Source organism: Vibrio sp. STUT-A11 (genome assembly GCF_026000435.1).
GTDB lineage: Bacteria > Pseudomonadota > Gammaproteobacteria > Enterobacterales > Vibrionaceae > Vibrio.
Genome location: NZ_AP026763.1, coordinates 1026978 through 1046701, shown reverse-complemented (window position 1 = coordinate 1046701; position 19724 = coordinate 1026978). Strand labels below are relative to the sequence as shown.

At 47.2% G+C, this 19724-nt stretch carries 33 protein-coding genes; all 33 read right to left on the bottom strand.

The window, feature by feature from the left end; all coding sequences use genetic code 11:
- Positions 1-5: 5 nt before the first annotated feature.
- The 33 genes from OO774_RS05000 to OO774_RS04840 all read right to left on the bottom strand — a co-directional run bounded on the left by OO774_RS05000 (position 6) and on the right by OO774_RS04840 (position 19689).
- Positions 6-335, bottom strand: a complete 330-nt coding sequence (locus OO774_RS05000) for a phage tail assembly chaperone (RefSeq protein ID WP_264905223.1) — start codon at positions 333-335, stop codon at positions 6-8.
- 44 nt (positions 336-379) lie between these two features.
- Positions 380-1288, bottom strand: coding sequence for a hypothetical protein (locus OO774_RS04995; protein ID WP_264905221.1), 909 nt, complete (start codon positions 1286-1288; stop codon positions 380-382).
- A complete protein-coding gene (locus OO774_RS04990) occupies positions 1278-1724 on the bottom strand; it encodes a hypothetical protein (RefSeq protein WP_264905219.1) in 447 nt (148 codons plus the stop codon). The genes OO774_RS04995 and OO774_RS04990 overlap by 11 nt, the downstream gene beginning before the upstream one ends.
- Positions 1724-2155 (bottom strand): DUF1320 domain-containing protein, encoded by a 432-nt coding sequence (locus tag OO774_RS04985; protein WP_264905217.1) that lies wholly within the window; start codon positions 2153-2155, stop codon positions 1724-1726. The genes OO774_RS04990 and OO774_RS04985 overlap by 1 nt, the downstream gene beginning before the upstream one ends.
- 3 nt (positions 2156-2158) lie before the next feature.
- Positions 2159-2620, bottom strand: a complete 462-nt coding sequence (locus OO774_RS04980; protein ID WP_264905216.1) for an HI1506-related protein — start codon at positions 2618-2620, stop codon at positions 2159-2161.
- Between the two features lie 71 nt (positions 2621-2691).
- Positions 2692-3585, bottom strand: coding sequence for a Mu-like prophage major head subunit gpT family protein (locus tag OO774_RS04975; RefSeq protein ID WP_140249224.1), 894 nt, complete (start codon positions 3583-3585; stop codon positions 2692-2694).
- 46 nt (positions 3586-3631) lie between these two features.
- Positions 3632-4024, bottom strand: coding sequence for a hypothetical protein (locus OO774_RS04970; RefSeq protein WP_264905214.1), 393 nt, complete (start codon positions 4022-4024; stop codon positions 3632-3634).
- Positions 4025-5182, bottom strand: coding sequence for a phage protease (locus tag OO774_RS04965; protein ID WP_264905212.1), 1158 nt, complete (start codon positions 5180-5182; stop codon positions 4025-4027).
- A 38-nt stretch (positions 5183-5220) separates the two neighbouring features.
- Entirely contained in the window at positions 5221-6105 is an 885-nt protein-coding gene (locus OO774_RS04960; protein ID WP_264905211.1) for a hypothetical protein, read from the bottom strand.
- Positions 6102-7016 carry a hypothetical protein gene (locus OO774_RS04955; RefSeq protein WP_264905209.1) on the bottom strand — a complete coding sequence of 305 codons (915 nt, stop codon included), beginning with the start codon at positions 7014-7016 and terminating at the stop codon, positions 6102-6104. The genes OO774_RS04960 and OO774_RS04955 overlap by 4 nt, the downstream gene beginning before the upstream one ends.
- 169 nt (positions 7017-7185) lie before the next feature.
- The gene (locus OO774_RS04950) at positions 7186-7644 is read right to left on the bottom strand and encodes a phage virion morphogenesis protein (protein WP_264905207.1); all 459 of its coding nucleotides are present in this window, start codon (positions 7642-7644) and stop codon (positions 7186-7188) included.
- Positions 7644-7841: a hypothetical protein gene (locus tag OO774_RS04945; protein ID WP_258618549.1), complete on the bottom strand. Its 198-nt coding sequence runs from the start codon at positions 7839-7841 to the stop codon at positions 7644-7646. Before OO774_RS04945 ends, OO774_RS04950 begins: the two co-directional genes overlap by 1 nt.
- Positions 7842-7850: 9 nt before the next feature.
- Complete coding sequence (locus tag OO774_RS04940; protein WP_264905204.1) at positions 7851-9254, bottom strand: phage minor head protein; 1404 nt, start codon at positions 9252-9254, stop codon at positions 7851-7853.
- Positions 9238-9375, bottom strand: a complete 138-nt coding sequence (locus OO774_RS04935) for a hypothetical protein (RefSeq protein WP_180803836.1) — start codon at positions 9373-9375, stop codon at positions 9238-9240. The genes OO774_RS04940 and OO774_RS04935 overlap by 17 nt, the downstream gene beginning before the upstream one ends.
- Complete coding sequence (locus OO774_RS04930) at positions 9375-10955, bottom strand: DUF935 domain-containing protein (protein ID WP_264905201.1); 1581 nt, start codon at positions 10953-10955, stop codon at positions 9375-9377. The genes OO774_RS04935 and OO774_RS04930 overlap by 1 nt, the downstream gene beginning before the upstream one ends.
- A gap of 20 nt (positions 10956-10975) precedes the next feature.
- On the bottom strand, positions 10976-12604 hold the full coding sequence (locus OO774_RS04925) for a hypothetical protein (protein WP_264905199.1): 1629 nt from the start codon (positions 12602-12604) through the stop codon (positions 10976-10978).
- Entirely contained in the window at positions 12604-13188 is a 585-nt protein-coding gene (locus tag OO774_RS04920) for a DUF3486 family protein (protein WP_264905198.1), read from the bottom strand. Before OO774_RS04920 ends, OO774_RS04925 begins: the two co-directional genes overlap by 1 nt.
- The gene (locus OO774_RS04915) at positions 13163-13330 is read right to left on the bottom strand and encodes a hypothetical protein (RefSeq protein ID WP_169566927.1); all 168 of its coding nucleotides are present in this window, start codon (positions 13328-13330) and stop codon (positions 13163-13165) included. Before OO774_RS04915 ends, OO774_RS04920 begins: the two co-directional genes overlap by 26 nt.
- A gap of 15 nt (positions 13331-13345) precedes the next feature.
- Positions 13346-13636 (bottom strand): ArsR family transcriptional regulator, encoded by a 291-nt coding sequence (locus OO774_RS04910; protein ID WP_264905195.1) that lies wholly within the window; start codon positions 13634-13636, stop codon positions 13346-13348.
- Positions 13623-13949: a DUF2730 family protein gene (locus tag OO774_RS04905; RefSeq protein ID WP_081280737.1), complete on the bottom strand. Its 327-nt coding sequence runs from the start codon at positions 13947-13949 to the stop codon at positions 13623-13625. The genes OO774_RS04910 and OO774_RS04905 overlap by 14 nt, the downstream gene beginning before the upstream one ends.
- Positions 13946-14170, bottom strand: a complete 225-nt coding sequence (locus OO774_RS04900; protein ID WP_264905193.1) for a TraR/DksA C4-type zinc finger protein — start codon at positions 14168-14170, stop codon at positions 13946-13948. Before OO774_RS04900 ends, OO774_RS04905 begins: the two co-directional genes overlap by 4 nt.
- Positions 14167-14673, bottom strand: coding sequence for a hypothetical protein (locus tag OO774_RS04895; protein ID WP_264905192.1), 507 nt, complete (start codon positions 14671-14673; stop codon positions 14167-14169). Before OO774_RS04895 ends, OO774_RS04900 begins: the two co-directional genes overlap by 4 nt.
- Entirely contained in the window at positions 14655-14930 is a 276-nt protein-coding gene (locus OO774_RS04890) for a hypothetical protein (protein WP_264905190.1), read from the bottom strand. The genes OO774_RS04895 and OO774_RS04890 overlap by 19 nt, the downstream gene beginning before the upstream one ends.
- Complete coding sequence (locus tag OO774_RS04885; RefSeq protein ID WP_264905188.1) at positions 14930-15508, bottom strand: N-acetylmuramidase; 579 nt, start codon at positions 15506-15508, stop codon at positions 14930-14932. Before OO774_RS04885 ends, OO774_RS04890 begins: the two co-directional genes overlap by 1 nt.
- Positions 15509-15653: 145 nt before the next feature.
- Positions 15654-16055: a Mor transcription activator family protein gene (locus OO774_RS04880; protein ID WP_264905186.1), complete on the bottom strand. Its 402-nt coding sequence runs from the start codon at positions 16053-16055 to the stop codon at positions 15654-15656.
- Between the two features lie 78 nt (positions 16056-16133).
- The gene (locus OO774_RS04875) at positions 16134-16469 is read right to left on the bottom strand and encodes a hypothetical protein (RefSeq protein WP_264905184.1); all 336 of its coding nucleotides are present in this window, start codon (positions 16467-16469) and stop codon (positions 16134-16136) included.
- A gap of 122 nt (positions 16470-16591) precedes the next feature.
- The gene (locus tag OO774_RS04870) at positions 16592-16858 is read right to left on the bottom strand and encodes a hypothetical protein (RefSeq protein ID WP_264905182.1); all 267 of its coding nucleotides are present in this window, start codon (positions 16856-16858) and stop codon (positions 16592-16594) included.
- 8 nt (positions 16859-16866) lie between these two features.
- Positions 16867-17406, bottom strand: a complete 540-nt coding sequence (locus OO774_RS04865; protein WP_264905180.1) for a hypothetical protein — start codon at positions 17404-17406, stop codon at positions 16867-16869.
- A gap of 10 nt (positions 17407-17416) precedes the next feature.
- A complete protein-coding gene (locus tag OO774_RS04860; RefSeq protein ID WP_169650500.1) occupies positions 17417-17737 on the bottom strand; it encodes a hypothetical protein in 321 nt (106 codons plus the stop codon).
- The gene (locus OO774_RS04855; RefSeq protein ID WP_264905177.1) at positions 17734-18312 is read right to left on the bottom strand and encodes a regulatory protein GemA; all 579 of its coding nucleotides are present in this window, start codon (positions 18310-18312) and stop codon (positions 17734-17736) included. The genes OO774_RS04860 and OO774_RS04855 overlap by 4 nt, the downstream gene beginning before the upstream one ends.
- Positions 18305-18781 (bottom strand): hypothetical protein, encoded by a 477-nt coding sequence (locus tag OO774_RS04850; RefSeq protein ID WP_264905176.1) that lies wholly within the window; start codon positions 18779-18781, stop codon positions 18305-18307. The genes OO774_RS04855 and OO774_RS04850 overlap by 8 nt, the downstream gene beginning before the upstream one ends.
- Positions 18774-19454, bottom strand: coding sequence for a DUF2786 domain-containing protein (locus OO774_RS04845; RefSeq protein WP_264905175.1), 681 nt, complete (start codon positions 19452-19454; stop codon positions 18774-18776). Before OO774_RS04845 ends, OO774_RS04850 begins: the two co-directional genes overlap by 8 nt.
- Complete coding sequence (locus tag OO774_RS04840; protein WP_264905173.1) at positions 19447-19689, bottom strand: hypothetical protein; 243 nt, start codon at positions 19687-19689, stop codon at positions 19447-19449. Before OO774_RS04840 ends, OO774_RS04845 begins: the two co-directional genes overlap by 8 nt.
- Between the last annotated feature and the right edge of the window lie 35 nt (positions 19690-19724).

The following is a 19724-nucleotide window of genomic DNA, read 5'->3' as shown; positions in this document are numbered from 1 at the left end:
CGCCTCTATGAGTTTTTTTCTGCAGCCTGCCCTGAGTTAGCCTGCAAGTACGCATCGACAACCGCTTTGATAAAAGCAGGATTGCCCAGCAAGATATCGAGATTCTCGTCGCTGAACGTCATCACCTCGCCGTCTGCGTCACCAATACCAGACCAGCCTTTGACAACCTGCTTAACGTTATCTTTGAAATAGCGTATGACTTTGTCACTTTGGTCGACATCGAGCAGGAGTAAATCGAGAGTAATGTTGTGGGTCTCAACTTTGCCATCATCGACGGCAACAGATACCGTGGCAGGCCAGTTTTTAACAAGGCGTTCCTTTTGAACTTTAAACATGGAGTGCTCCTTTAAACAGTCAGTTAAATGCGTTTAAACGGTGTTTAACGCGTGGTGATTAAGTCCACATTGCCAATTGGAATAAGTGGGATCGATAGGGTTTGAGTGCCATCTTGCTCGCCATACGTTGGACGGCCTAACTGCACTTTGGAACTGGACCACTCGACCTGATTACCTACTGGACCATTGGCAAAGGTAATGCTGTGCGTTGCACCGGCCTCCGCTTTGGCGAACGCATCCCAGGTTGTTTGGTCTGGCGCTTCAATGACGATGGTTCCCGTTGGTGCGTAATCCGTAATGATGATTTCTTCATGCCCAACGTACTCCTGATACACCACCGAGTTAGCCTGGTCATATTCGAGGCTAATCATCTTGAGTGGCGTACCATCAATGGCGAACGAAGAGTTTTGTACACCAATCTTGAGTGGGGTCTGCCACACATCGAAGTTCGCGGCTGGTAACACGGCACTCTCAACCGGGCTAAACAGACCGCTGAAGGTAAACTTGATACCACCGAAGTTTTTCGCCTGGGCCGTGATAGACAACGAGCCACGAGCACCCGTGACTTTATGCAGAGCACCTGACTGGTAGAAATACAAGGTAAGAGATTCTGTCGAGTCTTCATCGATAACATAACGACATTCCGCAACATCGGTCTCGGTCTTACGTAAACAGGCTGACAGTAAATCCGCATAAGGCGCAGCGGTAGCGACAGCACTGCTCGCCGATAAGTCGACAGTGAATTCCAGCGTGACATACAGCTCGGTCACAATCTGTTGTGAGTTACCGAGCTGGCCGTTGTCATATTCCAGTGACTGCGATTCACCAGCCATCGGAGTAATGGAGAACTCGCGCCCAAGCAAGTATTGAGGAGAACCAGCTGCAATGGCATCAACGCCATAGGTGGATTCCACAGCAAAGGCGAGAATTTTCTTTCGTTCTTTACGAGCCATAACGATTCTGATCCTCTGTGTATTCAGTAATAAATTGGTCGAACCAATCTGCTCGACCATTCGAGATGCCCATGAGTCGCCCTGGTCCTAACCAGAAAGGCTCATATTCATCATCCGGTGTCCAACCAAACAGACGCTGGCGAAGTTCTTTGCGCAGCGGCTGCCAGTCAATCGGTTTGCTGTTGGTGCTTTTGGTGACGATAACCACGCCGACCGTGGCTATGCATTCTTGAAGATATGACCCACTGCCACGTACATCCGGCTTAGGGCTGTCACTGACCAAAAACACAAACAAGGCTGGCGTTCTTAGCAGCGCAGACTTCTTCTCATGCAGCTGAGTGAGCGAATCAATTTCTTTCACATCGATCCAAGGCGGCTTACCGTTACTTTGGTCTTTAAGTCGCTCAATGGTGAGTTGAATTAAATCGCTGTCCATCAGATAAAGCCCTTACTGTTTTGGCGAGCGAAGACACTGCCTGATGAAACCATCTGCGCGGTACTGGTTGGGGCTGGGCGTTCACTATCGGAATTAATCCCCAGTTGCACCTTGCCGTTACCCACTTGTTTCAGGTATTCAATCGCATCGCGATAGCGCTTGGTGACTTGGTGCTCATCGCCCAGTTGGTCGTCATACAGGAAGTAGCGAGCCAAATCGCAAGCCATGCGCAGTAAGATGGAAGGCACGCTAGACAATGGCAGTTGATAGCGGCCTCCAATGTAACCATCAATAGTGGCACTCGCGTCGGCAATAGCCTGATCAAGAACGGCATCGACAATGGCACCTGTGCTACCGTCCTTGTCCGTTAGTTCAATCAACTCTTCGAGACTAAAGCGAGTGTTCATGTCGTCGCGAGTACAGTACTTCATCGGTTACTCACCTTTCTCTTCGTCGTCAGACTTACCATCAAGGTTTGCTTCACTTGCCTGGAAGGTTTCCCAGGCTTCGTCGCGTTCTGCTGCAGACACTTTGGTTTGCATCAGTTCACTCAGCGCTTCCGTGGTCGGTTTACCGCTTGTGGTGAAGTGCTCGGTGTTGCTTGGGTCGAGTCGCTGGATCGCTTCGACTAAGCTACCAGGTAGCACGCCCCCATCCACGGGCCCCGAGTCATTATTACCCGAACCTGCTTTGTTGCTTTCTTCCAGCATTTCACTTTCAATAACTGAGACTTTGAGACGCTGGTCGGCTTTAAGCTGAGCCAACTGAGTGTGCGTAATGGAACCAGGTTTGAGCGTATTTTCCCCTTTAGAAAATGCCATCCCTGCGCGGCGATATCCTGTATGCGCGTGACAAATGACACTAACCAAAGAGGCGATAAGAGTTTTTTCAGCCATGACATAAGCTCTCCATAATTCAATGACAAAAGGAAAGCTGGCTAAGGTGACTAAGCCAGCTTAAATCTGACTTACGGCAACCAAGGCACTACAAGCACTTCCACCGCTTTGAAGTTGGTGTTGCTTTCACCTTGTGCTTTGTTTTCCGCTTCAACGACTTTCTTCGCCGCGCTGCGATTCGATGGACCAACAATCAACAGGTTCGGCATGATGCCCAGTGGACGACCTTTATCGGATTTAAAGCCCATCATGGTTTCCATTGCGGTATCGAAGTTCGCGTCGGTTAAATCCGCTTTAGAGGCAAATGCCTGCTGCCAGAAACCAAAGCCCCAGTTACCGCGAGCATCCACGCCGTACAGGAACTCATCCAGCATGTAGACGTGATCACTGTTGGAAGCATCGGTCTTGTTATTCAGGTTGTAGTCTTTGCGGCGCTGATAAATCAGAGGTTTCAGAGGTCGCGAGGTATCGAGTAGGAACCACGCCTCTCCGGCACCTGCCTGCATGTTAGAAACGGATTGCTCTTGGCCTTCATCACCGACTGGGTGGTCAGTATCAAAGAAGTTCTGACCGTCGTAACATAGGTTGTCAAAACCAGCCAACAACAATGCAAACAGCATTTCATCTGGGTGTGTCGCCGCTGCATAACCCATGTCCTGGAACTTCGGCATCAATACGCCATAGGTATCGTCTTCGACGTAGTCACGTGGGATACCTTCCGTCGCTTCAAACTTTTTGTTTGGTAGCGTGTAGCCATGCGACTTCATGCGATTGATTTGACGCTCACCAATCCATTCACGCAGGCGAGAGAACTCACCTAGCCAGGCATAAGTTTCGACTGAAGTTGTTGAAGGTACTAAGGTCGCAATTTTCGGCCACAATTGTGTGTAACCTTGTCGCCCCATCTGGAAGTTGGATTTAACCGCCGTATAGAGAACGCTGAGATTCGCTCCGCTTGTTTTCATCTTTCTCTCCTGAGAACTAATTCACTAAAGGATCACGCGTTAAGCGCTATACCACTGCAGGTTGCACCCACACCAAATCGCCATCGACTTCGCTCACCACACCCGCTGTTGGGCGAGATGCAGCAGAATCATCAATGGACACGCTGTTTTCTGCGCTGAAGTACACTGTGGTGCCAACGTGGCTGTCATCGATGTCACCTGAGTTAAGCAATGCGATTTGTTGCTTCTCGACTTCGACTTTCAATGCACCATCAGAACCTGTGCTGTTGTCGGCGTTAAACGTGGCGATACCAGCAAACTTGGACGTACCACCTGCGCTAGCAAACGGCACAGCTAAACCTGCTGTGAGAAACACCGGAGAACATGCTGCCACCACTGCAGCTGCCGCTAGTGGGTAGGCACCTTTTAAACCTGATCGACGTGCGAAAACTGAGCTCATTTATGCTTCCTCTTGCTTGGTGGCGAGGTACTGCTCTTTGGTTAAGCCTGTCGCTTTGAGTACCGCCTGTTCGGTTTCGGATAGGTCATCTTCATTGACCTGTTCTTGAGGTGGCTTTTTGCCTTGGGTTTGAGTGGCTTTTAATGCGGCGATAGCTGGACGCGCATTGAGCATCGCTTTAAGGGATGCAACACCTTGCTGCTCACCAAACTGAGTGAGGTATGCCATTTCTGCTTCAACCACTTTGCCATCTTGCTTGGCGGTATCGATTAGCGAGGTGATGCTGGTTTGGTCCGAGTCCGCTTTTAAAACAGCCAGTTCACCGACTACGCCGTTATAAGCATCAATAGGTACGAACTTGGATAAGTCGACCTTGCCATCTTGTGCAGATAGCGTTGCCACTTGTGTTTCCAGACCATCGACCTTATCGGCTTTTGTCTGCAGCGCATCGATGGCCGATAACGCCGCCGTTGCCATTTCGTCAGTGAGTTCGCCGTCGACCGTGATACCCAGTCGGGCTAACAGCTTTTTGAGTGCTTCGTTCACGAATGCATCCTCCGTTTCGCCATAGAGATTTACGTCCACTCCGTTCTTAGAGAGACGCACATTGAAATCCGCTGCCAGCGCTGCGACCGACTCCATCTTGGTAATACCAGGATCGTTGGTAATGGCTGCCATGCGTAAATAGAGAGGTTTGCCCGATTTGTCGTAAGGGAAAACTGCCGAGAGAAACGCATACTCTTTCTCGTCAATCATCGACTGGGCTTTGGATGTCCATTCAGGACGGATGTAGATACCTTGACCTTCACGCCACTCGATATCGGTAGAGGCAGTTAGCCAGGCAGCTGCAGGTGCTCTTTTGCCTGTCTGTTCGACATAAAGGGTTTGGTGGTCATAATCGACTAGGACCTTATCGCGAAGTGCTTTGGTTGCAGCGATAAAAGCTTGTGCACCATCAGCATCTAAATGCCAGTGACCGTCTGCAGTATCACTAGGTCGGCCATCAGGCGCTTTGAACTTGCCAGCAGGCAGCAACTGATACCAACCATCATCATGCGTTGATAAATCGGCAGTCAGTACCGCTAGCGGCTCATTGCCCTTATTGGCAGAGAGTACCGCTTGTGCGATTGGGTGAGGTGTAAAGGTATGTGTTTTCATGCCCTCCATAATGAAGGGCATGCGGGGTTAGTTGAGATTCACGAGGGTTGCTGTTGACTTAAAGCTTCTTCTTGAATTGCTAACTGCTTTAACCTGGGGTGAATTTTTAAAACTGTAGAACGCAATTCAACGGGCCAATCAGAATCACCTTTAAACTCCAAAATGCGACAAAGATAATTAATGACTAGCTCCAAATTTCGATAATAAGCGACTACACCGTTTGATGAAGTAATTACAAGTGGAGTGTACTCTTCCACCATCTTGGATGAGGCTTTCCCAATCATTGACTTAGTCGTGATTTTATCTATGCAAAAGACACTAGGTATTGATGAAAAATGGTGCTCATTTTCTTCTGAAAAATTAATAATCTCAGATAGATTATCTGCATGCTCTATGAAAGATACCGTTTCTTTAAGGTTACGTAACAGCTCATCTAACGCTGGACTACGTATATCGTAATCACCGAAAGCTTTGACTCCGTCGAATAAACGATCATGTAAATGAGTTATAGATGAAACCCTAAACAGCCTCTCTTCATCCATAGATTCAATGTGTTTCTTAAACTCTTCCAAATGCTTGAAGTAGTTATTGAATAGATTCTGCCGCTCTGAGATCGCAAGCTGTAGAGTGGCACTCGCTATTTGTTTCTTGGTTTGCTCAGAACGGTGATTCAAACCAATTAAACCCAATATTGGTAACGCAAAGCCAGCAACTGCGACTGGAGCCTTGAACAACTCAAAAACCAGATAATTAACTCCTTCACTAGTCGGTTTGAACTCTAACGTAACTGCATCAAACAAGCTGATGGTGAAGGTAATAACAAACACAAAGCCAAAAGACCAAAGCACAAGCTTAGTGAGTTTAAGACTAAAGAATCGCTCTTCCGGTTGCTCTGCTGATAGTGATTTAAAATAGTTCTTCATTCCACACCCGCATCTCTTAACATGTCGGCAATATCTTTTTGGCAAGCCTTCAGCTCAAGCTGTCTTGCAATTTTTCGTTCTGCTACTTCGTAGTTGAGTCTGGTGCTTTTTGCCAACGACTCCAGCCGACTGTCCCAAGCGGCACTATTTGAAAAGGCGATAATAGAACGCAAGATTTTCGTAAACTCGACCAAGTCTAGAATAAACTCTTTGTTCATTTCGATTCTTAGGTCCTGGTTTAACGATGAACCCTTTGCAATATCATGTCGTATGACATCCTTCATACCAAACATTCTTTGAGCTGAAAACATATTACGAAGCTCTTCTGGCAGACTAACAAAATAGTTCTCGGTATTTCCATCTTTCACAGTGATGCGTTTCATATAGTCATCAGCTCTGGTTAGGTAATAATATGTTATTTCTAATACCTGGCTCTTAACCTTGTAATCACCAGATTCATAAGCGCTTGAAAACAGATTGTCGTGAATCATGCGAATCTTCGTCTTATCTATTTGGTTTCGATGCTCCAAACCATCAACGTGCTTTTTGAACTCTTCTAGATGCTTAAAGTAGTTTGAAAATCGGTTTTGCACTTCAGTCGCAGAAATCTGCTTCTTAGTTTGTTCAGAACGGTGATTCGCCCCGATTAACCCCAGAACAGCCAAGTAGAACGCTAGTATACTTCCAGGTACTTTCATTGCGTCCAGGAAGAAAAACTTGAGTCCTTCTACATCAAGCCTCCAATTCAACGCCGATGTATCAAACAACGTTACGACGAGCGTAAAGAGAAAGACGCCGACGAAAATGACGCTGATAAATTTGACCAGCCTTAAACCAAAAAACCTGACATCAGGTTGCTCTTCTGATAGTGACGTAAAAAAGTTCTTTAGTGACTCGAAACCGTTCTTCATTTTATATCCATGTCTGACGTTTAAGCCAAAATGGTAATCCATGCTCACTTATAAAGTCGAGGTGTGTTTAAACCCCGTTTAAAACTGTTTATTTTGAATTTAACCGCCATCACATGAGGCATTGCACCAATTATTACGTTAACGCGCTTAGAATCGCTTACAGCGCGTTTTATTCTTGGAATAAAAAGTCAGACAGGATGTCGTAGATTTCGGCTTTATCGTCATCGTCCACACCTAACCAGGGACGGGCAGGAATGGCAGCATTGGCAGGTCGCATATCTTCACTGCCACCGAAGTGGTGAATCGCGCCGTATTCGGTCGGTGTACCAAAGAACAGGTTAGAGCCGGTGGCAATGTAACTGAGGTTGCCGCTTAAGATACTGTTCAGGGTTAAGATATCGTTCTGGCGCTTGGGCTTTCTGGCTTGGTAGGCTGGCGATAGTGGTGCCCATAGCTCACCATCGGGACTAACCTGATCGCGAAAACGTTGGTCGTGGCTGAGCAACAGCATTTCACCAATGTCTTGAAAGGCCGGTTGCAGACTGGTGCCCTGCTTTAAAAGCTGATTAAAGCGACGCTGCAGCTTTTCCTTCTCTTCAAACTTGAGGGTGTAATTCACACCAGCCATTAGATTTCACCCATAGAAAGCAATACGTACTGCTCATACACTTCAGGGTCGGCGTGGCTAATCAGGACTGTGTATAAATCACCAATGCGATCTGCCTCTTCGCCTTTTGCTTTGGATAGCAGCGCATCGTACTCCTGAAGGTTTTCAAGAGTCACTGGCGGTCTGGTGAGTTCGAGTGCTTGTTCGTAGATATTCATAATATAACTTTAAATCGCCTTGTTAACCGTGTCTGTAATGAAGCTAAATACTTCAGGATACCCGTCATTCAGCGCTTGTGGCGCAAACAACCATGCGACAAAGTGCTCCGCAAACCATTCAAATTCATTCTGCTCGGAATACTGAGTAATGCCGTAAGCGACAGGCGCTGCAGGTGAACCGGCTTTGAAGTGGATTTGGTGGCCCATCTCATGCGCCCAGGTATTCACCACTCTTGCCGAGTCTCCATACATCGCTTTCACTATAGTAGACAAACTGTATTGCTTGCTTGTTGCACTCAGAACCATGGCGCGTTCCATGGCTTCTCTTAGTTGCTCTGCTGTAACTCGCTTTAGCGTATCCGTGCTTTTCGCTTTCACCACTACATGGTTCCAGTGCTTACTGGTAAAGCCATTGGTACGTGTGGCATTGCGATGAAAGAAGTTCAGGATTGGAGCTCTTTGCCCAGACTGCAGATACTCTTCAATCGGTTCGACGAGTGCCCGGCCTTTCGCCTTTCCAGATAATTCGCTCTGTTTGAGTACCAGAGTTTTGACTTCATACTTGCTTAGAAACTCAGTAAAAGCTGTTAGCTGTGGGCTTACCGTTTGCTCCAGAACGCGGCTGATTTCCGAAGCATTAACACCTTTAACCGTAGAAAAAGCACTTTCGACCGCTCGCGTTGGTAATCGCTCTTCCAGAGGCGGCTTGGCCTGAACGAGCGTTTTGGCCTTCTCGGTTAACTCTGCGCTGGACTTGGGCGTGTAGTCAAAACCTGGATCTACACCTTTCGGTACTTGATGCACTTCACCAGTAACTTTATCCACCCAATCATAATGCTCAATCTTTGGTGCCTGGCTTACTTCAAGGCCAAGGCGCTCCAAGGTTCGCTTGCTGGCGGTGAGCTTTTTGCACTTACAACCAAAGCCGTTGATTGGTGTGTGCGTCTTCCACCATGGGTCATCCAGTAGCAGCACCATGTTGTTCCAGGATAAGTGATCGTGGCGTGGATGCTCAGAGCCGGAATGTTTGTAGATGCCATATGGACGGCGGTGTTTAATTTGCTCGATCTGTTGCTCACGGCCAGCGGTGTAGCTTTGGCGAAGGTTGGTTTCATAAATGACCTGGCTACGCCAATTCGCATGGCCGTTATGCTCCCATCCATGCTTGGCAACAATGTGTTTAAACTCACTTTTAAACCAGTTTAAACTTTTGCCTTCACTAATGGCTTTATCGACCGCTGAGCGAAAATCTGCCAGTAAATCATCTTTCATTGCGCCAGCAACGATAAAGCTACGGTCGTGCGCCTGCTTCCACATGTCTGCCCAACGCTCAGTGGGTACATTGACCTTATTGCGAAAGTAGGCAATCTGCTCTTCGAATGGCAGCGAGCCGTAGTTAACTATCCCGACCATGCTTTTCTCTTACCCACTCATAGGTGCCAACAACCAAACCAAAAACCATTCCAATAACCAGCCCGATAACGCCACCAAACCCAGCGCCAAGCGTAAATACGTTTAACAAAGACTCGTCCATCACTTCCCATCCTCCACATCATTAATGCCTGCCAGCTCTGCCGCCGCCATGGCCTGTGCCATAAGCTCACCCAACTCATCGATACTGATTTGCCCTTGCAACCCGAGGATGTCGTCGCGCAGCTGCTTGAGCGAAGTGGCGTTTTCGACTAGCTCACGCACCGGCTCAATCATGCCTTCCAATAACGTTGCGGACTGGCTGTGCAGATTGGCGAGCTGGTCATCGACCACATCTTTATCTGACTGAGCTTTTAGCGCGGCCTGATTAGCGACCTTGCCAGGAGCATTTGGCTCTGGTGGTGTTGATGCAGATGGGCTCAGAACTGCGTCACCCTCTTTAGCCATCGGGATTTGGGTTTTATCGTGTGCCCACTGCAGTGGAACTCGCATACCAAGACCAACCAAGCCAGGCAACGAATCAGATAGATGCTTCAAATCTTCCGCTTCGGTCAGGTCAAACTCGAAGCGAGGCATGCGGCGCTGGTGCTGATAGCTCTTACCGTTTAGCGCATAAAGTGGATACACCACATCGCGAGTCAGCGTGGCCGCGAGTCTGGTTAAATCAAAATCGCGGATCTCTTCTCTTACTTCGTTATGCACATTACCCAGCGCATTGGTGCTGCTTTTGCCATCGGCCTGAGAGGTCAACGTTCCGCCTAGAATCGCTTTGGATTGCGATTTCTCACACCAACTTATCATTGCCATAAATGGATCAGATTGCCCTTCTGCCGCGTTTTGGAAATCAATATCCATCCCTTTAGGAATGATGCCACCAGCGTTATGGCCAATGCTCATCACCGCCCTCATCAGAGTCGCTTTTTCTGGTTCTGTCGCGCCCTCTGGGTATTTACCCAGACGGATTGGTAAACCATAAATCTCTAGGAACTCAGCCAAATCGCGCACGCTGTAGTTCTTAAACAGGAACGGCCATGCCAACACACGCACCAAGCCACGGCGAGTGAGATACCCGGATTTCGCTTTAGCGGTATGGCGTATCCAACCGAACGGCTGCAGCTCAGCCCCTTCATGGCTGCCATCACGTAAACGCAGTTGGTTACGGTCGTCAGGGTGAGTTTTGAACCAGGAAGGATCGCGATGATGCACGTTTTGGATATAGTGCACCCCACCCTCATATTCCCAATCCAGCTCAATGTTGGAAAAGCTTTTTAAGGTCGCGTCACTCAAATCAAAAATGGCATCGTCCAGCCAGGTCGCATCTTCCAATATTTCCTGAACCAATTCGGCATCGGCTTTTTCTTGTGCTGTGGCGTTACGCGGTGGTTTGATATTCCAATCCATGCCCTGCAGGGCCATACGACGCTTACCTAACTCACTTTGAATATGAGCGTCTTTCTCTTCCATATCTTCGGCAAGTTCACACTGCGCTTTTAAATCACCTTGCTCAGCATCGCGCATTAAGCGAGCCAGTTTAGCTGGTGTTAAGCCAGAAGATGGATGGTCAGCAAATTCTCGATGCAGCGTTGCCAGTTTGGCATCGGTTTTGGTTTGTGGCTCATCAAGCACATCCATCTCAATAGGACGGCCCCATAAGTCCACGATATTTGATTGTCGTTTAGCCATAAGTAATCCTTGCCTGCTTGCTACCAGGCACCACGCTCAAACGCATGGTAGTCGTCATAGTCATCGTCGTTAGAATTGGGAATGGGAGTGAATTCGATGGCACTGCCTTCCATCCAGCTAGCGCGAACGGCCATGGCGAGTGCAACCGCAAAGTCACCGTGGCGCTTATCACCCTTGGCACCCTCAAGGTCTTTGGTGCGTCCTTTATCTATTTGAGGAACACCATTGACGACCTTGATATTCGATAAGTCATCAAGAATGTGTTGGTGTCTTGGCAACGTTAAGTTGAAGTCGTCGAACTCGGCTTTTAATTTCGGCATCCATTCGCCGTACCATTTCGCGCTTAGGTCTACTCGATCAATAACTTCGGTTCCGTACTTAAGCGCAGCGGCTTCTGCTAGGTACCCACCATTACCGGTCGCATCAAAAGCACCCGCACGAAAACGTGGTAGTGATTCAATGATGAACATCATCACTTGCTTTTGAACTTCATAAGGTGCGTTTTTGACTTCCACAGTAATCGGTACTGACTTCCTTAATAGGCTGTCGACTGCCAGCACAACAAATACCGACAAATCGCCTTTACGCGCAAAGTCTTCACCAAAATAATGCGTATTCTTAACCACTAAACCATCTAGATACGGCTTTAACTCTTGTTCACAGAATTGCTGAGTTTCAAGATATCGATGCTCTGGGGACCACTCCATCCAATCATCAGTACAAGTTAGGCGCAGAATAGGCAGAGAACGGTCGGCTATCATTGCCTGCTCAATTGAGATGCGAGTTAGATAGGTGCCTCCAGATTTCTTAGGTATACAACCGTATTCCTCATCAGCTGATTCCTTGTTTGGGGCATTTTTATATAAACCGTCACGCCATTTTTTCTCTAACTCTTTGCTATACGGCTTTCCGGTAACAAAACAAATTCGACGGTATAGGCCGTCTTCGAGAGCATCATCCAAGGTGATACGATGAATTGAGTAATCCTTTTTCCCTTCTTTCGCCTCTTGGATGTATTGGTTGAACGGGTTATCAACGCCATTGTGAGTAGAGATCAATCGCACCCTTGCACCCCACATAGTAAGCGCCAGTGCCGCTTTCAATAGCTCTTCCAAACTCTCATGGAAACCTGCTTCATCAATCACCACGTCGCCTTGCAGACCACGCAAGTTTGAAGGCCGAGAACTCAGAGCTTGAATTTTGAAACGGCTATTCGGGAAGCGAATCATGTAAGCAAGAATTTCTTCTTTCTTCTTGCTATCCCAGAAAGTTTGCTCGTAGACATCCGCTTCAGCCAGCTCGTTAAATGCGCGAGCAAACAGCGCGCAGGCGGCAATATATTCAAGCGCCATTTCTTGTTTCGAGCCAACATAGAAGACATTTCGTCCCCCACGCTTTTTAGGTTTGGCAGCGGTAATCACGTTTCGCCCAGCCTCTGCCCAAGTAAGACCCGTTCGACGACTTTTCTCAGCAATCATGATGTCGCTTTCATCTTCAAACCATTCTTGCTGGTACTTCAGAAAAACGGGTTCTTTTGATGGGATCTCAAATTCATCAGCGAGTGGGACATCAACACCTAACTCGGCCATCTTGTCGGCAAGGTCTATCTTTGTTGCTTTGGACGTTGGTACGAGGGATTGTTTAGTCATTACGCTTTACCAAGTAAGATGCCACGAATACGTTCTTCAAACTGCTCACTCATGCCATCAACACCATGCAGTTCTTCAGAGATCGCATCTGCTGCTTCTTCAGCAAACTGACGACGAATCTCCTGCTCTAACTTCACGCTACCCGTTTGTGCTTCTTGCAGACGTTTAATCGCGAGAGCCAGCTGCCCCATCGTTTTAGGGTCGATAGGTTGGTCTGATTCCAGCTTATCCATCTGGAATTCAAAGATGTGTGACTTGCCGATCTCAATCAAAGCGCGTGAAATATCGGTTTGTGGCATTTCACCAAACTGGCCTACCCACTGCTTAGTCAGCTCTTGCGCCTGAGCGTAACGCTCCATCCCTTTGCGAAAGGATTGGGCATAACGGCTCATCGCATTACGCTTGATGTATTCAGGGTCTTCGGATAATCCTTTCTGGTCGATTTCATCATTAATCAGCGTACGGATACGCTCCTGACTCATTCGGCCATCACGTAAAAGCATGTTTAACTGGCTTTTAAGTTCATCCGGCAGTTGGTCAATTTTACTGACGCGGTGCTTAGTGTGTTTCTTTGAATCGCTCATAAAGCCCTCTTAAACGACGAGTAAACGATGACAACGCCGGGCGAATAATCGGGCGACAACGGATGTAATAACGAAACTTCGCGTATTGGAACGCGCTATAAGACGCCACCCACAACAAGTAAATCTTCATTGGTTCTGACATAGACTCACCTGCTCTTTATGGGCTTGGACGTTTCACACCAGGATGAACCGCTTGCCCTGTGGCAATATCAATCCCACGCTGTTTAATCGTGGTGACTAAGGTGCCATTGATGTCTTTGGTTGAGATCAAGCCCTGCTCTTCGAGCCAGTAGATTTCGGCGCGAACGGTGTCACGACTGACTAGGTGACCATACGCATCTAAGCTGTGGTCGAGCACACTATCGTTGGCGGTGTAGCCCACTGATTCATTGAGAATGCGCAGCATCACCAACCGTCGGTCTTGCTGCAGAAGTTCAGCCATTGCCATTGTTTCTTTCCTTTAGTTCGTTTTCGAGTAGCAACTGAGCCAGATGATTAACGGGTTTAAGCTCAGCCCTTAGTTCTCGGATTTCTGCCTTTGCATCAGAGAGCTCGATGCGCAGCTGGGTTACTTCTTCATGACCAGGTAAGGCATCCACTTTCGCGTGCATGGCTGTCATTTCCTGCCTGACGGCAATCAGGTCTTCGGTTTTGGCGTAAGTCTTTTTGAGCACAAACACCACGATGATCCAGCCAAGCGTGATGCCACTCATCACCCAAGGGGTAAAGGTTCGGATTAGCTCCAACGATTCAGGCTTCACGGTGCCTCCATTTCAGCCAGACAATCCACGCAGTGCGTCGCGTCTGGCTTAATCGCTAATCGCGCTTTTGGGATTGGCTCCAGGCACTCAGAGCAAATCACAACATCAGCAATTTTCTTCTGAATGCCCTGCCCGCGCTCGCGCCGCGTTCTTGCGTTATTGATACACCGCTCCAACTCGCTGTGTTGCTTCTCGACCGACTTGTCGATCCAATCGCTCATTGAGTCAGTCCTTTATCTTTCTCACGGTGGCGTAAGCCCATGTAGGTCACAGCTAAGCCAAGAAGTAGCGAGGCAACAGCTAAGTCAGGTGATTCAGTTGTGATCAGGTAATAGCTCGCTGAGCCACAACTGACGAGTGCCATTAGTGGACGCGACCAACGTACGACTTTGTCTGTCGCCGTGTCGCCCTTTCGAATGGTGTCTTGGGTTTCATGCTGTTCGGCTTGACGGTCTTGGGCTGCGATTTTGGCGCGTTCGGTGAGCTCTTTTTCAAGCTGAACTCGAAGTGTTTCAAGCTCCAGTTGCTGCTCTGGGGTGAAAGACTCAAGCACATAACTGACGGATGCCTGCTTTGCTTCTGTGGTGGAGAACTCTTGATGGGCAAACTCTACCGCATCTGCAACCTTGTCCACTGTAGAGTTACCGCCAAACAAAGAAGAGATCCCACGAATGGCCGCAGGACCAACCTGTAAAGCCAGTGCGGCTATTGCTGAAAGTGACATTGTCTAAAATTCCTTATCTTCGAAATTAAATCCGCACCTTCCGTTGCTGTCGCTTCTCTAAGGTGCATGGAGATATCGCAAGCTGTGACACCACTCCAACCCTTGTTGAAATAGCTTTGCAGTGTTGCGTCATGACTAAAAAGGGGTGGAGAAGGTGGAACTGGACGACCTCCTTCCGAATAAATACGCTCTGCATCCAATCGCTTTTGCTTGCCACGGCGCTGTGCGTATTCGGTGTTCTTCATCCGCTTGGTCATCAGAAGATTTCCCAAACGGCATTGGTTAAGCTCACCAATCGGTTGTGCCAACCCTCAATGAAAGTGGTTTGGGAATAGTTATTTCTGAGGATGCGAGCATAAAAACGAGCACGGCGTAGACCGTATCGGGCACACAAGTACTCGACATCACCAGCATGAACCGCCGCACGTGTTTTGGGGCCAACTTTGCCATCAGCCTTAGTGCCGCTGATTTCTTGCAGCATGCGGATAGCATTGACCGCCCCGTGCTGAACCGCAGAATCAAACGCATACAGCGCAATAGCACTCGACCATTCAGGGCAGTAGGCAGGCTTCCAATAGTTGGTGTAATAAAGTCGAACAATCTTATCGAGCGTCAGTGCATCAATATCCACACCTGGGAACGCGCGCTTACTGATGCCTCCCTTAGTTTCTCCACCGAGGTCTTTAGGGTTATTTACGTAACCTAAGCCAGGTCTAGGTGTTCCATCGTGGTAAAGCGCACCTTCTTCGATAAGCACGAACTCAACCGCGTGACAAAAACTTTCCGAATATCCCTTGGTCGAGAACGAGAAGGCTCTCGAAATGCTTTCAGGCATGCTCATATCCTCACGAATTGCATAAATTCCGTTGATTGTTATGAACATTTTGATTTGGGTTGGTGGGGAGCAGGAATTCACCCGCAACAATGGAGAGTTGAGAAAAGATCAGGTAAAAAAACGCCCCCATAGTTGGAGGCGTTGATTATTCAAATAGGCTGAATTGGCGGCGCTGGATTTCGACTTGTCTCATTCTGGCAATGATTTCGTAGATGGTCTTGCTGGTCAGGTGGTGACGCTTGGCTAACTGGGGAACGTTGCGGCCATTGAACTCATTGAAAATCTCCATGTCTCGGATTTGCTGTTTGAGTTTGTCACCGCGTGGCAAGTACACCTGCATACCGCCCATGTACTCGCCAATGCTCATCACCACTTTTAACGGTAAGTCAGGAGTTTCGATACCAGCTTGCTTTAGCTCGTTAGCCACAACACCATGCAGTTCCAAAAGCATTGCAGGCCAAGCTGCACTGCCTTCTGGTAAGTCACCAATATGGTCTAGCACCTTGTTATCGATTTCTTCGTCACTGAACATTTCACGCTGAGTCATTGTCACCCTCCCACTTCATATGGGAAGTATGAAACAGTGAAAATGATCCTCAAGCATGAATCTTGACCAGTAAGATCCTTAACGCCCTAATAATTCATCAATTGACATGCTAAACATTGCGGATTCGTTTAACTCCCCGTTTCTTTGTTTACATTCCAGAACTACTGAACCATACGCCCCGTATCCGTTTTTTGCCTTTACTGTGATATAGAAGGTTTCTGCTAAAGCGCTGACTTTTTCTTTAACTAAGTATGCTGTTTCTGGGTCTTTAAGCTTTTCTCGGTGATAATCAAAACACTGCCTAGATACACTGGAGTCAAACAACGCGTAAACCTTGTCCTTTTGGTAGTTTGGCAAAACCATCCACCCACCAATAAGAACCGCTGCCAGTAAAATTACTAGAATTGCTTTCATCTTATATCCTTAAAATTGAAAGCATTATCTTAAAGGCGAATTAAATTAAATGTAATGTGCAAAGTCTCATAACAAAAAAACCACTCCGAAGAGTGGCTGTAGTTTTAGTCAAAGAATAAGGTTCAATAACCAAGTTCTCGTTTTGAGATAACGGAGACGGAAACACCTTCCGCTTTTGCCGCGTCTCTAAGCGTATAGCCTTTATCTATACGCTCCCGTCTCAGCTGCTTTCCATGCTCTATCGCATCTAGAATGTCTTTAGATACATATCCAGCACCTAAACATCTTTCACACGTTTGGACTTCACTGTAGTGCTTAGAGCTATCAATTCCTGTGTTAATGAAAGCAATTGACTGCCTTTGACCTTTACAAGTTGGACATTTATACATTGCTAAATCTACCTTTGACTTTGTGCATTCCATCCAAGTTCTTTCAATCGACTAGCAATAGAGCTTTCCTTGCCTAATGGGTCTTGTCCCGCCTTGATCATGCGTTCAGCCTGTTCAAAGTACCAAGCTGAACCATCATCTTTTGGCTGATTCACTTGCGGCCCTGATTGCTTGCCATCTGGAGAGCCACCTAAACGCGTGGCTGCAGACTGATAGACCTGCTTTAGGTAGTTGTGGTTTGCCAAGGGTTTTGAATCGCTATAGCTAGAACGCTTTTCATGAATCTTACTCACGGTTTCCGCTAAGGCTGAAGCCAGGACATGATCGGCTCTATACTTCTCCAAGACTTCTCGCAACAGCTTCACCGCTCTCGCATTGGATAAATCCTGCTTGGCCGGACGGAACAATCCCAAATAACTCAACATCGGTTTGGCGACAAAATCAGGTAACTTTGCCACCTCTCCCAAAAGTTCTCGACCTGCATCATCCTGAACCAGCGCCTCTAGGTGCAAGTTGGCATGACAGACAGGACATCTCGATAACTTCATTCAGAACCTCCTAATGTAATGTGTCTATCGCTAGGTTGAACTGAATAGAAATAGCTCCTTCAAAATTGGGGTTTGAATACTGTTCCATGTTCTTAGTATCTACACCTTCCGTTGTAATCGCGAACTCTACACCATGCTCTAACACCGAAGTCGATACACTCTCAATTAGCGTTCCTGATGCTTCTGCAACATTATCTAGGCCATTAATTATGATTCCGAGTTCCTGACACGAGATTGTGGTGTCCCCACCTTCGCCAACGATATCGATGCTAATTCTTTTATTTTCGATAGTGTGTTTGATGATGGCTTGTATCACTTGTTTAAAATTCATTTTGAGAGTTCCTTGTTCTTATCGAGATTGCTCTGGTAAGCCTCAACTAATGGGGCGTAACCAACTGGCTTACATGTTTTGGCGTTAATCGGGATGCACCACCCTTTTAAAGTCATGTCATCTATCATCACGCGGTAATGCCATCTTTTAAGCGCTTCTAGCACCTGTGTGGCTTGGTCTTCATCACACCAGGCAATGCAGTCCACTTTGTCTTTTTGATTTTTAAGAATGCGCTGAGTGTATTTATCCAGAGCACTTTCAGAGCGGTCACGAACAAAGCCATGGATTGCCATCGAGATCCAAATGGCACGACACTTATCAATAATGGTGTTTTTCGACTTACCTGATTTGGGACTTAAACGCTTTTTAAATGGTGTTTTACCTTTAGGTAAAGTGCGTTTAAATCCTTTTGCCTCTAGTGCCGAAAGTACTTGTTCAAGCTCTTTGATGTTCATTTTTCTGCACGAGGTTTTGCCTGTTTCGCTTTCCAACAGCAGGCGGTAAACATCGTCCTCCAGAGCCAGCTCGCGTTTGGCGACATGGATGATTTGGATAAGGCGGTTACGGTTAGCCATTTTTACACCACTCCTCAGCACCATCACCCCAAGCATCATTTAACTTTGGTGTGGCTATATGATAGTTGTCTGTTACATGCATCTTGGCGCAAAGGTACAGGTCAGCAAGGGTGAGTTCATGACTATCAATAAACCCCGCCTCATACGCTCCAATAATGCTGTTAACAAACTGCATTACCGCTTCACCTTTGACCTTATCTTCCGCAGATGGCGATGGCTTTTTTAACTCTGTTGGTTCCTTAGTATTGCGGGCTCGATAGATTGCACCAGGGGCAAGTAAGATTTCTTCATTGGCAAGCTGACTTAATGGGAAGCCGCCACACTCTCCACATCCACAGTCACACTCATCTTTGATGGCTTCACGGACGAAATCATAGATACCTTCTGCAGTTTCAACCCATTCGTGGGCGAAACCTTCGTGAGTCTCTAGTGCCACAGCCTTTGGACTGAACTTAATTACTTTAGCCATTGCTAGCCTCCAACTTTTTACTTTCTTGTCCTGGAACACCATGGTTGAGCACTACGTTCTTTGATTCTTTGAAGCCTTGGTATCGAGCTTCGTTACCTTTCTGGCCTGCGCTTTTAGCTGCTCGAACATTTGCTTTTTCAAGGTTTGCAGATTTTTTAAAGCTTTCGATCTGCAGCATCTCATCATCACTTAAGGTAAAAGCTTCAACTTTTTTATAAACACCAATTACCCACCCCTCACAAAACTGATCGGCGCGAATTGTCTTATTGGCTTTTTTCATTCTTTTGCTCAGCGTAGACATAAACTCTTTACGTGCCGCCGTAAGCTGACGTTCAAGAACGGTGTAAACATAGCCTGCTATCTCTGGACGTTGATCGTGGCCGATAAAGACCATCTCCATACGTGTAAATGTTGGCTGAAAATACCCATCACAACCAAAAGCTTCCTTAACCAAATTAAATAACCCTGCGAGGTAAGCAGGTGGTGTCTGAATTCGCAATTGAGATGTAATGGTCTCATCACAAACGCCATTCAACTCAGGATTGTCAGCGCCAATGTTATGCTCAATCATCAGCTTTTGAGCGCGAGACAACGCTAGAGATGCTTCGTGTGGGTTTGAAGATTTAGCGAGGCGAAGCAGTTTTTTAAGCTTATCCAATACTTTGTTATTCATTGTCGCCCCCAATTGACGGGAGTTCTATTTCTTCACACTCAGCCATTGAACAGTTGCTAGCATTAGTTGCTAACCACATGCATATAACCTGATCAGCAGTCAGCTCTGGGAACTTCTCAAGCACTGCCTCGCAGGCTGGTAACATTGTTTCGTGGATAAAGTATTGTTCACGCATATAGTGCGCTGCGATAACTGCTCGGTGCGTTTTGCTCAGCTCTTTAATTTTAATTTCCATGATAATTTCCTAAATTTTGGGTAAAAAAATCCCCG

What these genes read in the sequence shown, in the direction of transcription:
- OO774_RS04890 (WP_264905190.1), bottom strand. Translation starts at nt 14,930, where the DNA reads ATGACCAAGCGGATGAAGAACACCGAATACGCACAGCGCCGTGGCAAG.
- OO774_RS04895 (WP_264905192.1), bottom strand. Translation starts at nt 14,673, where the DNA reads ATGTCACTTTCAGCAATAGCCGCACTGGCTTTACAGGTTGGTCCTGCG.
- OO774_RS04840 (WP_264905173.1), bottom strand. Translation starts at nt 19,689, where the DNA reads ATGGAAATTAAAATTAAAGAGCTGAGCAAAACGCACCGAGCAGTTATC.
- OO774_RS04975 (WP_140249224.1), bottom strand. Translation starts at nt 3,585, where the DNA reads ATGAAAACAAGCGGAGCGAATCTCAGCGTTCTCTATACGGCGGTTAAA.
- OO774_RS04875 (WP_264905184.1), bottom strand. Translation starts at nt 16,469, where the DNA reads ATGAAAGCAATTCTAGTAATTTTACTGGCAGCGGTTCTTATTGGTGGG.
- OO774_RS04900 (WP_264905193.1), bottom strand. Translation starts at nt 14,170, where the DNA reads ATGAGCGATTGGATCGACAAGTCGGTCGAGAAGCAACACAGCGAGTTG.
- OO774_RS04990 (WP_264905219.1), bottom strand. Translation starts at nt 1,724, where the DNA reads ATGGACAGCGATTTAATTCAACTCACCATTGAGCGACTTAAAGACCAA.
- OO774_RS04955 (WP_264905209.1), bottom strand. Translation starts at nt 7,016, where the DNA reads ATGAAGAACGGTTTCGAGTCACTAAAGAACTTTTTTACGTCACTATCA.
- OO774_RS04960 (WP_264905211.1), bottom strand. Translation starts at nt 6,105, where the DNA reads ATGAAGAACTATTTTAAATCACTATCAGCAGAGCAACCGGAAGAGCGA.
- OO774_RS04930 (WP_264905201.1), bottom strand. Translation starts at nt 10,955, where the DNA reads ATGGCTAAACGACAATCAAATATCGTGGACTTATGGGGCCGTCCTATT.
- OO774_RS04970 (WP_264905214.1), bottom strand. Translation starts at nt 4,024, where the DNA reads ATGAGCTCAGTTTTCGCACGTCGATCAGGTTTAAAAGGTGCCTACCCA.
- OO774_RS04910 (WP_264905195.1), bottom strand. Translation starts at nt 13,636, where the DNA reads ATGGCAATGGCTGAACTTCTGCAGCAAGACCGACGGTTGGTGATGCTG.
- OO774_RS04915 (WP_169566927.1), bottom strand. Translation starts at nt 13,330, where the DNA reads ATGTCAGAACCAATGAAGATTTACTTGTTGTGGGTGGCGTCTTATAGC.
- OO774_RS04865 (WP_264905180.1), bottom strand. Translation starts at nt 17,406, where the DNA reads ATGAAGTTATCGAGATGTCCTGTCTGTCATGCCAACTTGCACCTAGAG.
- OO774_RS04880 (WP_264905186.1), bottom strand. Translation starts at nt 16,055, where the DNA reads ATGACTCAGCGTGAAATGTTCAGTGACGAAGAAATCGATAACAAGGTG.
- OO774_RS04885 (WP_264905188.1), bottom strand. Translation starts at nt 15,508, where the DNA reads ATGCCTGAAAGCATTTCGAGAGCCTTCTCGTTCTCGACCAAGGGATAT.
- OO774_RS04950 (WP_264905207.1), bottom strand. Translation starts at nt 7,644, where the DNA reads ATGGCTGGTGTGAATTACACCCTCAAGTTTGAAGAGAAGGAAAAGCTG.
- OO774_RS04870 (WP_264905182.1), bottom strand. Translation starts at nt 16,858, where the DNA reads ATGTATAAATGTCCAACTTGTAAAGGTCAAAGGCAGTCAATTGCTTTC.
- OO774_RS04965 (WP_264905212.1), bottom strand. Translation starts at nt 5,182, where the DNA reads ATGAAAACACATACCTTTACACCTCACCCAATCGCACAAGCGGTACTC.
- OO774_RS04860 (WP_169650500.1), bottom strand. Translation starts at nt 17,737, where the DNA reads ATGAATTTTAAACAAGTGATACAAGCCATCATCAAACACACTATCGAA.
- OO774_RS04945 (WP_258618549.1), bottom strand. Translation starts at nt 7,841, where the DNA reads ATGAATATCTACGAACAAGCACTCGAACTCACCAGACCGCCAGTGACT.
- OO774_RS04850 (WP_264905176.1), bottom strand. Translation starts at nt 18,781, where the DNA reads ATGGCTAAAGTAATTAAGTTCAGTCCAAAGGCTGTGGCACTAGAGACT.
- OO774_RS04925 (WP_264905199.1), bottom strand. Translation starts at nt 12,604, where the DNA reads ATGACTAAACAATCCCTCGTACCAACGTCCAAAGCAACAAAGATAGAC.
- OO774_RS04920 (WP_264905198.1), bottom strand. Translation starts at nt 13,188, where the DNA reads ATGAGCGATTCAAAGAAACACACTAAGCACCGCGTCAGTAAAATTGAC.
- OO774_RS04985 (WP_264905217.1), bottom strand. Translation starts at nt 2,155, where the DNA reads ATGAAGTACTGTACTCGCGACGACATGAACACTCGCTTTAGTCTCGAA.
- OO774_RS04995 (WP_264905221.1), bottom strand. Translation starts at nt 1,288, where the DNA reads ATGGCTCGTAAAGAACGAAAGAAAATTCTCGCCTTTGCTGTGGAATCC.
- OO774_RS04935 (WP_180803836.1), bottom strand. Translation starts at nt 9,375, where the DNA reads ATGGACGAGTCTTTGTTAAACGTATTTACGCTTGGCGCTGGGTTTGGT.
- OO774_RS04855 (WP_264905177.1), bottom strand. Translation starts at nt 18,312, where the DNA reads ATGGCTAACCGTAACCGCCTTATCCAAATCATCCATGTCGCCAAACGC.
- OO774_RS04940 (WP_264905204.1), bottom strand. Translation starts at nt 9,254, where the DNA reads ATGGTCGGGATAGTTAACTACGGCTCGCTGCCATTCGAAGAGCAGATT.
- OO774_RS04845 (WP_264905175.1), bottom strand. Translation starts at nt 19,454, where the DNA reads ATGAATAACAAAGTATTGGATAAGCTTAAAAAACTGCTTCGCCTCGCT.
- OO774_RS04980 (WP_264905216.1), bottom strand. Translation starts at nt 2,620, where the DNA reads ATGGCTGAAAAAACTCTTATCGCCTCTTTGGTTAGTGTCATTTGTCAC.
- OO774_RS05000 (WP_264905223.1), bottom strand. Translation starts at nt 335, where the DNA reads ATGTTTAAAGTTCAAAAGGAACGCCTTGTTAAAAACTGGCCTGCCACG.